The 12428-nt window shown below is 38.6% G+C and carries 7 protein-coding genes; 5 read left to right on the top strand and 2 right to left on the bottom strand.

Annotated elements, in window-relative coordinates:
- Nucleotides 1–12: 12 nt before the first annotated feature.
- Nucleotides 13–2457, top strand: a complete 2445-nt coding sequence (locus tag AAKU52_RS05435; RefSeq protein ID WP_354331065.1) for a phosphocholine-specific phospholipase C — start codon at nt 13–15, stop codon at nt 2455–2457.
- Between the two features lie 94 nt (nt 2458–2551).
- On the opposite strand, the gene AAKU52_RS05430 is transcribed toward AAKU52_RS05435, so the two are convergent.
- The gene (locus tag AAKU52_RS05430; RefSeq protein WP_354331063.1) at nt 2552–3214 is read right to left on the bottom strand and encodes a metal-dependent transcriptional regulator; all 663 of its coding nucleotides are present in this window, start codon (nt 3212–3214) and stop codon (nt 2552–2554) included.
- A gap of 136 nt (nt 3215–3350) precedes the next feature.
- Here AAKU52_RS05430 and AAKU52_RS05425 point away from each other — a divergent pair, with 136 nt between their 5' ends.
- The 4 genes from AAKU52_RS05425 to AAKU52_RS05410 all read left to right on the top strand — a co-directional run bounded on the left by AAKU52_RS05425 (nt 3351) and on the right by AAKU52_RS05410 (nt 9574).
- A complete protein-coding gene (locus AAKU52_RS05425; protein ID WP_354331061.1) occupies nt 3351–5720 on the top strand; it encodes a TonB-dependent receptor in 2370 nt (789 codons plus the stop codon).
- 204 nt (nt 5721–5924) lie between these two features.
- On the top strand, nt 5925–7067 hold the full coding sequence (locus tag AAKU52_RS05420) for a putative sensor domain DACNV-containing protein (protein ID WP_354331059.1): 1143 nt from the start codon (nt 5925–5927) through the stop codon (nt 7065–7067).
- Between the two features lie 609 nt (nt 7068–7676).
- The gene (locus AAKU52_RS05415) at nt 7677–8009 is read left to right on the top strand and encodes a PadR family transcriptional regulator (RefSeq protein WP_354331057.1); all 333 of its coding nucleotides are present in this window, start codon (nt 7677–7679) and stop codon (nt 8007–8009) included.
- Entirely contained in the window at nt 8006–9574 is a 1569-nt protein-coding gene (locus AAKU52_RS05410) for a PspC domain-containing protein (protein ID WP_354331055.1), read from the top strand. Before AAKU52_RS05415 ends, AAKU52_RS05410 begins: the two co-directional genes overlap by 4 nt.
- A gap of 23 nt (nt 9575–9597) precedes the next feature.
- On the opposite strand, the gene AAKU52_RS05405 is transcribed toward AAKU52_RS05410, so the two are convergent.
- Nucleotides 9598–12312: a carboxypeptidase regulatory-like domain-containing protein gene (locus tag AAKU52_RS05405; protein ID WP_354331053.1), complete on the bottom strand. Its 2715-nt coding sequence runs from the start codon at nt 12310–12312 to the stop codon at nt 9598–9600.
- Between the last annotated feature and the right edge of the window lie 116 nt (nt 12313–12428).

The following is a 12428-nucleotide window of genomic DNA, read 5'->3' as shown; positions in this document are numbered from 1 at the left end:
TTAGATTTTCAAATGGAAAGCAGAAGAGATTTTATAAAAAAGGCCGGTTTGTTAACAGGGGCCATGGGTATTGCTGGTATACTTCCCGCATCTATTCAAAGAGCCATGGCTATTGACCCTAAGCTAGGTACAACCTACTTAGATGCAGAACACGTGGTCTTTTTAATGCAGGAAAATAGGTCTTTTGACCATGCTTTTGGCACACTGAAAGGGGTGAGGGGTTTCAATGATCCTAGGGTTATAGATTTACCTAATCAAAATCCAGTATGGCTGCAAAGCAATAATAAAGGGGAGACCTATGCGCCATTTAGATTAGATATAAAAGATACTAAGGCTACCTGGATGAGTGCACTCCCTCATTCATGGGAGAACCAGGTAGATGCACGTAATGATGGTAAATATGATGGATGGCTGGAAGCAAAAAGATCTGGAAACAAAGAATATGCAGATATGCCTTTAACCATGGGTTATTATAACCGCCAGGACATTCCATTTTACTATTCGCTTGCTGATGCTTTTACCGTTTGCGATCATAGTTTCAGCTCCATGTTAACCGGCACAAGTCCGAATCGTTGCTTTTTCTGGACTGGTAAAATTAGGGAAGAACAAAATGAAAGTTCCCTTGCGCACCACTCCAATGGATTTATAGATGGAGCCGAACGTGTTTCCTGGAATACTTTTCCTGAACTACTTTCTAAACATCAGGTAGACTGGAAAATATACCAGAATGAACTCAGTGTTGGTGTCGGTTTTAAAGATGAAGAAGATGATTGGCTCGCCAACTTTACGGATAATGATATGGAATTTTTTAAACAATATCATGTAAAAAGACATCCAGAACACCTGGCTCACCTCAGGAAATACAAAGCTGAACTAGCAGCCGTTTTAAAAGATAAAGCTGACCCTAAACTTCAGGGAAAATTGGACCAGGTTAATAAAGAGCTTGACTTTCTGGAAATCAATACGCTCGATAAATTGACCCCAGAACTATTGGATCTGCATAGAAGAGCATTTGTTACCAATAGAAATGACCCTGATTACCATAGTCTGGAAACGATTACCTATGACGATAATGGTACAGAAAGGACAGCTAAAATTCCTAAAGGGGATGTGTTACACCAATTCCGATCTGACGTGGATGGTGGTAAACTGCCTACCGTATCGTGGTTGGTGCCGCCATCAAACTTCTCCGATCATCCAGGATCTCCTTGGTACGGCGCATGGTACTTATCGGAAGCAATAGATATTTTAACAAAAAATCCAGAAGTATGGAAAAAGACGATCTTTATTCTTACTTACGATGAAAACGATGGGTATTTTGATCACTTGCCACCTTTTGTAGCGCCAAATCCAAAAGACCCATTAACAGGAACAGTTTCTAAATCATTGGATAGCCGTGCAGAATATATTCATAAAGGGGAGAATAGTAAAAGAGAAAGTGCTGTTGGCCTTGGATTCAGAGTTCCCATGGTTGTTGTTTCTCCGTGGTCACGCGGTGGATATGTGAATTCACAAACATTTGATCATACTTCTTCCATCCAGTTTCTGGAACATTTTTTAAGCCATAAAACCGGTCAAAAAATTTACGAGGATAACATCAGTTCCTGGAGAAGGAGTCTTTGTGGCGACTTAACCTCTGTTTTTAGGCCTTATAACGGTGAAAAAATTGTTATGCCAAAGGCAATTCAAAGCAGGCCATTTATAGAGGGTATTCATAAAGCCAAATTTGCTAAACTGCCTGATAACTTTATAAAATTAGATCAGGATGCAGTTGCTGCTGTTCTTAAAAATCCAAAAGATAATCCTCATTTACCAAAACAAGAGCCTGGCATTAAGCCTGCCAATGCTATTCCTTATGAGCTTTATGCCCATGGGGCACTGAATAAGGAAACTCAGGAGTTTAAAATCAGCCTTACAGCAGCTAACAAAGCGTTTGGCAAGAAAGCAAGTGGCGCAGGGTTTAATATTTATGGGGCTGCTGGAAATAATTGGTCTTTTACGGTTGATGCCGGCGATAGGGTTGAATATAGCTGGCCATTAAGCAACTTTAATAATCAGGTTTATGATTTAAAAGTTCATAGTGTAAATGGTTTTTATCGCCGTTATATGGGTGATGCCCATGATCCTAATCTGGTTGTTGAGTTAATGTGTCAAACGGAAAATGGAAGCCCGAAGTTGAATGGTAACCTAACCATTAATGTGAAGCGTATAATTAAAGGCGATCAGCTTAAATTAAGTTTAACAGATAACAGCTATGGTGCGTTGGCTCAGGAATTTGTTTTAAATAAAAATAAAGAGGAACTTATTATTCCTCTGAATATTAAGGCTAGTTTTAATTGGTATGATGTCACCATAAAGGCCGAAGGGTATCCTGCCTTTAGTCAGCAGTTTGCAGGTCATGTTGAACAGTCAAAAGATAGTTTTACAGATCCATTAATGGGGAAGACTTTGTCTTAACTTTAATTTCATTTAATTACGTTAAGGATATTGGTTGCTGAGCGGTAACTAATATCCTTATATTATTTTACTGTTAAGCAAAGGGCTGATCCCATTATTTGCGTACAAACAGGCTTTCAGAAAATTTTATGGATACATTTCTTGGTTCCTGGTCTTCAATTGTCAATAAGAGCGAACTATCAAAAGGTACTTTTTCAATAACCTTGATTTGAGTGCCAATATTAACGCCTAGTTTTTCCAGGTATTTTAAAAATAGTATAGAAGTATCTTTAACCGCCACTACTATACAGGTATCTCCAGGTTTTAAATCCGATAAAACCATTTTATCCAGGGGCACCATTTCACCGTTGGCTTTCGGAATAGGATCACCATGTGGGTCAAATTCAGGGAAATCTAAGTACTCTTCGAGCTTACTGACTAGTTTTGGTGATTTAATATGCTCCAATTGTTCGGCTACTTCATGCACTTCATCCCAGGTGAAACCCAATTTTTGGAATAAAAAAGTTTCCCACAAACGGTGCTTTCTCACAATACTCAAAGCCTTGTTCCGGCCTTCTTCTGTTAAAGATATCTTTCCGTATTTTTTGTAATCTACTAATTTTTTCTCTTTTAGTTTCTTAAACATATCCGTCGCTGTGGCCGGCTTAACGCCTAAATGGGCAGACAATTCATTAATCCCTGCTGCTGCTTTCTCCTCGCTTTGACTGCCTATTTTTAGTAAGGCCTTTATGTAATTCTCTTCGGTTATGGATAACATCAGGTAAATATAAAATAATAAAACTTTAATTTTATTTGTTAGAGTACTCTAACTATTGTAGTTTTGTTTTCTAAAACTAATAATTAGTTAAGTCGAAAAAATGAATGGTCATCAAACTAAACTAAAGTCAGTGTATATGAAATATTTACTATGGAGTCTGTTGTTCAGCTGTATCTTTAAGAGTGCAAATGCACAAAAGGGATTTATCCGCGGACAGGTGAATGACGCGGGCCTTGCCCTATCTTCTATTTCTATCCACTTAAATGGCACAAGCTATACGACTAAAACTGACGAGCATGGGTTTTATGAATTCATTAACCTTCCCGCAAAAAGCTATACGTTGGTTTTTTCAGGACTGGGTTTTCAAAAATTACAAAAATTGGGCCTCCTTCTAGAAAACCAGGTGCTTGTGGTTAACGCTACACTTTTAAAACAGCAATCAAACCTGGATGAGGTGGTGGTAACCGGAATGAGCCGAGGGACGGCATTGCGTAAAAGTCCGGTTCCAATTGCTGTGCTTAGCAAAAGTGCAATGGATCAGCAAGTGAGCAGCAATTTAATTGATGCCATCGTAAAGGGAATACCCGGAGTGAGTGCTGTAACCACCGGGCCAAATATTTCCAAGCCTTTTATCCGAGGTTTAGGTTACAACCGGGTATTAACGTTGTTTGATGGCTTGAGGCAGGAAGGGCAACAATGGGGTGATGAGCATGGAATTGAAATTGATCCCTACGGAATTTCGAGGGTTGAAGTGGTAAAAGGGCCTGCAAGCTTAACTTATGGTTCTGATGCAGTGGCAGGAGTTATTAATTTAATTCCCGATAAGGTCTCCATACCTGAAGGAATGTTAAAGGGTGATTATACGACAGAATATCAAGATAATAATGGCATGTTTGGCAACTCTTTAGGGCTTGGCTTTCATAAAAATGATTGGAAATATACCGCCCGCGCCAGCGGAAAAATAGCCCATAGTTACCGCAATAAGATTGATGGAATAGTATATGGAACTGCTTTCCAGGAATACAACCTTTCGGCAAGTGCTGCGGTTTATAAAAATTGGGGGCACACCAAAATAGCTGGAAATGTGTATAATAACCTGCAGGAAATTCCAGATGGTAGTCGCGATTCTTTAAGCAGGAAATTTACCAGGCAGGTTTTAGACGATGGCGATGATATTAAAAATAGGCCAATAGTTCCGGAAAATGAATTGAAAAGCTATAGCATTATTCCCTTACACCAGCATATACAGCATTATAGGCTTTATAATACTGGCCAGTATAAATTAGGCGAAGCATTGTTAGCTGTATTAATAGGCGCTCAACAAAGCGTACGCAGGGAATATAACCATCCTATTATGCCTAGTCAGCCGGGCTTGTTTCTTGTGCTAACCACCCTAAACTTTGATGTTAAGTATAATTTTCCGGAACGCAAAGGGATAGAAAGTACACTTGGCTTTAGTGGAATGTACCAGATTAATAGAAATAAGGATGCAACAGCTTACCCCATCCCTAATTATAATTTATTTGATGTGGGTGCTTTCTTTTTCGCTAAAAAATCTTTTGGAAAAGTAGACCTTTCAGGGGGCTTGCGTTTAGATAACCGCAAGGTAGACTGGAAGGATTTTATGCAATTTACTTCTTTTGAAAAAAACTACCGGGGCTTGTCTGGAAGTGTTGGCCTAACCTATAACTTAACCGAAAGGATTTTATTTAAAGCTAATATTGCTCGTGGCTATCGTGCTCCAAACATCACAGAAATTGGATCAAATGGTTTAGACCCCGGTGCACATATTGTTTATTTAGGTAACAGAACTTTTGTGCCTGAATTTAATTTGCAGCAGGATTTAGGCTTTATGGCTTACCTTAAAAATATAGATCTTAGCATCGAGCTGTTTAATAACAATATTCAAAACTATATTTATCAAGCGAGGTTAACTGATCAAAATGGGGCGCCGGTAGTGGTGGTGCCAGGAAATTTAACTTACCAATACAAGCAATCTACGGCACGCTTATACGGCTTAGAAACCAGTGTAAATCTTCACACGCAATCTTTGCCAGGGTTTAGTTTAAATAATAGTCTTTCTTATGTTGTAGGTAAAACTGAAGGGGAGCACCTTCCTTTACTTCCACCCTTACAACTGCGTTCAGAATTAAAATTTACCGCTTCTGAAAATAATTCAAGCTTGTTTGCTAAGCCTTATGTTAAATTTGAAATGAATCTCTATGCTGATAAAAACCGTTTCTATGCTTTAGATGATACAGAAACTTTTACAAAAGGCTACACGCTTTTTAGTGCAGGATTTGGTGCCGGAATAAAAAGCAAACAACAAAAAACTTTTATGGAGGTGTTTATTCAGGCAGAAAACTTATTCAATACCGCGTACCAAAGTCACCTCAACCGTCTAAAATACTTTGAATACTTCCAAATTCCAGCAAATGGAAATTCAGGGATCTATAATATGGGAAGAAATTTTAGTGTTAAACTTATTGTACCCTTTGGTCTGTAAGTGGTGAGCCTACAATGGGTCAACAGTGGGTAAATAGGGGGTCAAGGGTGAGTCAACGTATTGTTCGGCAAAAGGTTGACTCACCCTTGACTCACTGTTGACTCACCCTTGACTCACTCCGACTTCATAGGGTCGGAGAAAGCGTCATTTATAAATGACAAAGGACATCTATTATATTTAAGATGATTTTTTTAACTTTAAGCCATGATTTACCACTCTACTTACCAGGCCGCAAAAATTGCTGCTCCAAAATTGGAAGCTATCTTCGCCGAACATCTGCGAATGGCAAAAGAGAGTGGTGAAGCTGATCTTGCCACCTTGCCTCCCGCTGCGTTAATAGAGCATATTCTTGATGCTACTTTTTGGGCAAGCTTGCGTAAAGAAGAGGGGCATAACACCAAAATATCTCTTGCTTTTGTCTCTCCCGAACAGGCTGGTAGTCCATTGCTTTTAAAATACCGATTGCCCTTAAACCCCACAACTTTAACTAAAATAGCACCAGGCGTAGAACGCGCAGGTGTACATATAGGCATTTGGTTCGAAGGTAATGAGCTGTATGTTTGGGGTACAACTATTGTTATACCTAATTATTGTTTTATACTTGATGTTTCTGAGCCCGGTTTGCTGGTGATTAAACACCGCCGAATTTATGGTTTTGGTAAATATACCAATGTAGCTGTTTTGAAGGGGGAGCAAATAAAGATTGTAGATACTACCTCTCCGCGTTCTCACGACTGGCCAACGATGTTACTTACCTTACTTGATTTAATGGCGCCTTCTTACTGGAATGATTCGGTAAATGTGCTCATCCAACTGGCGGTTTCTATGCGGGCCCATCAACGTGGAGGTACATTACTTGTAGTGCCTTCCGATAATAATAACTGGCTGCAATCTATTGTAAAACCTATTGTTTATGGAGTACAGCCCTCTTTTAGCGGTTTAACAAAATTGTTGATCGAGGATCGGAAAGATGCCAGTCAAATTTTTTGGCAAACGGCTTTAAGACGTGAAGTTGATCATTTAGCAGGGTTAACTGCTGTAGATGGTGCTACCGTTGTAAATGATCGTTATGAATTGTTGGCTTTTGGTGTTAAAATTGGGCGTGCCAAGGGTAAAGAATTCTTAGACGAATTGTCCTTTAGTGAGCCTATTGTTGGAGGTGGTGCTGTTGTTATGCCAGCGGCCAAAATAGGGGGTACCCGTCACCTTTCTGCCGCGCAGTTTGTAAGCGATCAGAAAGATGCAATGGCATTAGTGGCTTCCCAGGATGGTTTTTTTACCATTTTTTCGTGGTCTGTTAGGAATAGTCGTTTGCAAGCCCACCGCATTGATACCTTACTATTGTAAGTTAATATCCCTGGTTTATGCCAAGTTTAAACCAGCAGAATTGCATTGGAAGGCTTTATTTATTTTAAGAAAAAAATATAGCACCAATAATAACCGCTATAAAAAGGAATGTGATTACAATCCTATCTATTTTTACCCACTGTTTGTGACTTAAAGAGGTGTTTGTTCTTACTCTTTTTTCCGCCATCTGCCTTGCAAATGCTGAAAATATTAAGCTCATTTTTATTAACATAATTGAACGCGAATAAATGTATAATAGCTATTGCAAACCTTGAGCCAGTTTAAGGTAAGTATATATATTGTTACATAAACTGCTTTAAAATTTGTGTTTTGTAATTTTCAGTTAAAGCACTTGTGTAATTATTTTACACATTGCTGCTGCATTATTTAGTCAAATATTTGCGCAGTACACCCTTCTTTTTATGATAAAAAAAGCAAGGTATCAAACCTATTTAGCAAAATAATTATTCTCAATAGAGGTGTTTAAAGTAGTAAGTTTAAAGTTTTGTAAATTTTATATTATTGTTATTCAGTGCATTAAGTTTTATTTTTGCTATCATATAGTACTATGTATTGCATAATACTATATAAAACATATATCTTTGTATTATGATAGCAGAAAATACGCAAACGCAAATGCGAAAGGGCATACTCGAGTACTGTGTGCTGCTTATAATATCACGGGGAGAGATATATGCTTCGGATATCATCGCAGAATTAAAATCAGCCAAATTGCTGGTCGTGGAGGGAACACTGTACCCGTTACTGACCCGTTTAAAAAACAATGGCTTATTGAGTTATAACTGGGTTGAGTCGACTTCAGGACCACCCAGAAAATATTATGAGCTAACAGACGACGGGAAAGGGATGGTGAGACAACTTGATACCACTTGGCTGGAATTGGCCTATGCAATAGAAACCTCTAAAAAATTAAAGCAATGAAAAGAACGTTAAACATAAATATTGGCAATTCCATTATTCTCATAGAGGAGGATGCTTACGAGCTATTAACCAGTTACTTGAATGAAATTAAGGCCCATTTCGCCAGAAATGCAGATGATTTCGAGATTGTTACGGATATTGAAAACAGAATTGCGGAAATGTTTTTGGAGATTTTGACTACTCAACAAAAACAGGTAATCAGCTTGGAAGATGTGAATGTGGTAATGGCACAAATGGGTAAAGTGAGCGATTTTGAGACGGGTGAAGAAACAGAGGAACAAGTTTTTCCACCTTATTCAACCGCTATAAAAAGGTTGTACCGTGATACTGAGCAAGGCATGGTTGCAGGTGTTTGCGCTGGTCTGGGTCATTACCTGGGCATTGAAGCACGCTGGATCAGATTGATTGCTTTTCTCTCTATTTTTGTTGGGGGTGCTGGGTTTTTAGCTTACCTGGTTATGTGGATCATGGTACCCCGGGCAGCAACGCGATCTGAAAAAATGTACATGAAGGGTGAAACTGTTAATCTGCAGGGTTTTATACGTTCTTTCCAGGAAGAATTAGAAAACAATCAGCTTATTAAAAGATCTGGAGGTTTTATTGCAGAGCTGGTAGATTGGCTTGGAAAATTTATTGCTGGGACTGGATCTATAATCTTCAAGGTGTTTGCAGGCTTTATTATTTTTATCGCTTCCAGTATGCTATTGAGTTTAGTGATTATGCTTGCTGCCTTTTTAGGTATTTTTGATGCCAATACCAACGAGATTTTTCCCTTTAGCATGGTTAATCCTGCTTACCTTTCTACTTTATTACTGGCCGTATTTATCTGTTTTGCCATCCCATTATTAGCACTGGTGCTTTTTGCTGTTCGTGTTGCCTTTAATGGTCGCCCTTTAAATAAATCGGTTTCTTTTGGTCTGCTCATTATCTGGCTTTTTGGTATTGCCACTGGCATTTTTTATATAGCTAAAGTTTCAACAGAATTTAAACAAGAAGCCGAATTTACAGAGGTAACGGCTTTAAAGCCTTCACAAGTATATACCTTACAGCTTAATAGTTCGAGGTTTTTTTCGAAAGAAGATAGTGTAAAATACCAGATCAATACAGAAAACTATAAAAGGAGAATTATTTTAGACGATGATCATGGTGCTTTCAATATGCCTGATAATGTACGTATTAACATTGAGCCTAGCCTGGATGGTAAGTTTTCTGTTATGGAAATCTATAGTGCTAAAGGGAAAACTTTTGACCTTGCTTTAAAGCATGCTCAAAACATACATTACGATTTTTTACAGCAGGATTCATTGTTGAATTTTAGTTCGAAATTGTACTTAACCAGCAAAGACAACTGGCGCGACCAGGAAGTTCGCTTAACAGTAAAGGTGCCTGTAGGAACGAAATTAATTATTAGTGAGCAGTTAGACAGGTATTTACAACAGTACAGATCCTGGGCTTGCGAGGAAGACGGCGAGCGGAACCGAGAATTCGTGGAATGGGTAATGACTGAAGATGGATTAAAATGCCAGCATGAATTAAACCAGGGAGCGCATGAACAGGGAAATTAATAATGCGCGCCCTGGATTGGCATTTATTTAACTATATATCGGTAGATAAAACGGCCAGGGTTGCCGTTTTTATCTAACCCTTCTACAACGGCTTTGTAGTTTCCTTTGCCCTCTGCATTGTAAAACTCAAAAGAAACCGTCCCCGTGGCATCGGTAACAATACTTGGGTTCCAGTAAATAGTACTTCTTAAATCTTTAGCCGTTGAATTCGGTGTGGTGTGTTTTGGTGAATAAAATTCTCTTTGTTTACTAAATCCTTTGGGGTTTATGGTAACGATATTATTTTGAGGAAGTAATTTCCTCAGGTCTGCTAAACTCATTTTCTCTTTCTTAATGACCTTCATGTTAATGGAAATAACACCATTAGTACCATAAGTACGGTTAACGGTACCGAGTTCATCTTTCAGAAAGATTTCAATGGATTCTATCTCAGAAATATTGACGGTGTTAATAGAAAATAAGTCGACCGGTGAACCAGCCACAAAAACCTGTACCGGTGTTCTTCTGCCTGCATTAAAATCTCTGCTGATGTAAAAATTGTTTTCCTCAAAGGTTAAACCCATCGCCATGGTTCTTAAACAAGAGAGTAAGTCGTTACAGCCGCTAAGCCTTGTGCCATCAATTAAATGATCGGCCATCATTGACAGAGATGATAAAGCACTATAATCTGAATGGCTGATTTTTTTGATCGGTGCACCTAGGATGACTACTTCTTTTAACTGGCGCATGTAGCTGTATTGTTTTCTGCTGTTACTTAAATAGTTATTTAATGTACTGTCAATGTTTTGTACCTCTTCTGGCATGTTTCTGTTAAAAGTAATAGCGGCCATGGGTGCTGGATCTACCATGATCATTAAATTGCTGCCATTTGAACCATATTTGGCACTGATGATTACTTGTGAGGAATCGGGGAAATTAAGGTTTTGAAAGTTAAATATGCCAGAAGGACTGGTTAGGGCTTCTGAAGAGTATGTTTTACCAGGAATAGTTAATCGTAAGCCTGCTTTTTTTACAGGCATGCCTGTACGGTCTCTCAAGGTTCCGGTAATGTTCATGCCCTGCTCAGGAAGGTAAGCGACTTTAGGGTATTTATCAGCAAGGATTTCCTTATATGCAAATCGGCGGTAACCCTGGGTTAACATCAGGATATCCAGCTCTGCCAGCTTTTTATTATCGGTTTTGTTAAAGTAATAATTTGGTTTTTCTAAATAACCCTTGAGGTCTGAACTAAGCAGTAATGAACTGAAAATAGTAGTTGCGGCATCTTCATTTGCAGGAACCTTTTGTTCATCAGTAACGGCAATAGAGAAGTCTCCAGCCACTGTTTCCGTTGCATTTTTAGCAGTAAACGTCATTTTCACTTTCTGACGGGGCTTATACGTTGGTAAATCTGTTTTTACACTCAAGTTTAATGCTGCTGCATGTAAAATAAATACTAATCGCTCGCTAACAGGTTCTCCTGTGGCAGAAAACAAAGTGATCTGAATAATACCGGAAGGGAATTTATCTTTAGGTATTTTAGCTGTGATGACCTGATTTTGCAAAGCTGTTTGTGCCGCAAAATAAATTATACCACCATTTTGGGCTACTATATATACCCCTTTATCTTTATTTTGTTGAAAAAATGCGTCGTTGGCTACAATTTTAAGGTTAATATCCTCGCTATTTGCATTGTTTACTTGTAAAGTAATGCCTGATGCCACAGATTTAGGCAGTTCTACGGTTTTCTTGGTGCCATCTTTAAAGCTGATATTGGCTTTATACGTTTTTCCTGCTTCTGTATTCAGGTAAAAAGCACCCATGCCTCCATGTCCGGAAGTTAAGGTAGTAACTTGATTGCCATCCTGATCAACAATAGTACCTGTTAAGGCTATGCCCAATCCTTTAGGGTTTATTGCTTTGAAAGCTACCTGGGTTGGTACGCCTAAAACAACTTCTCCCCCTTCTGGGAAAAACTGGATGTCATTGTCGTCATAACTTGGTTTAACTTCAAAACTGGAACTCAGGGTTTCATTATCGGCTACACTAATATCGGTAACGAGTTCGCCCTTTTTTATGGGTTCATTTTTCCGTGTGCTAATATTGAGGTTCAGCACACCATTTTGGTCTGTAGTGCCTCTGCCTTTTGCTACCACATCATAAGCTGAAATCATTTTCCAGTTAACTGTTTTATTAGCATAGGCAACTTTTTCTGCGTTTTTATATTGAATACGGGCATTTATAGCCTGATCTTTAGTTGATTTGTCTATGGAGTAGGTAAAATGAGTTAACAATTCTTTATCAACGGCTACACCAACAGGGATTGTTTTCGTGAAAAAATACTCCGGGTCAAAGTTTAGCATCCATAACGTGTAGGCCCTTACATAATAATTTCCTTGTTTAAAGTTAATTTGGTCTAGAGGAAGGTTTCCAAATGCGACGCTATTGCTGACAGGGAATTTCAAAGAAGAAACCAGGGAATCCTGACTGTTCATGACATCCACATAAAGGATTTTGCTGAGCTGAGATGGCTGGTTTTGTTCTGAAGTAAGGTAGGCTTTAAACCAGATCGTGTCTACAACACTATAGTAGGGTTTGTCGAAATGCAGGTAGACTTTCTCCACAGGATATAGTTCGGGAAGCTTGCTTGTTTTCTTTATAATGTTCTTTAAAGTTGTCGTGTCTTGCTGTGAAAATGCTGAAAACTGTAAGCTGATACTTACTAAAATCAAAGCAGAAACAAATTTTAGATACCTCATGAATGTAAATTAACGTGTTGATTTTGCTAATATATTCATTTAGGCTCTTAGCTACCTCATTTAAAAGGGTGTTTAACATATTTTGACATTTTTTAAATGTCGAGGGATGGGATAGG

This window comes from Pedobacter sp. CG_S7 (assembly GCF_040544395.1).
Taxonomy (GTDB): Bacteria; Bacteroidota; Bacteroidia; order Sphingobacteriales; family Sphingobacteriaceae; genus Pedobacter.
This window is presented reverse-complemented; position numbering and strand designations above follow the sequence as displayed.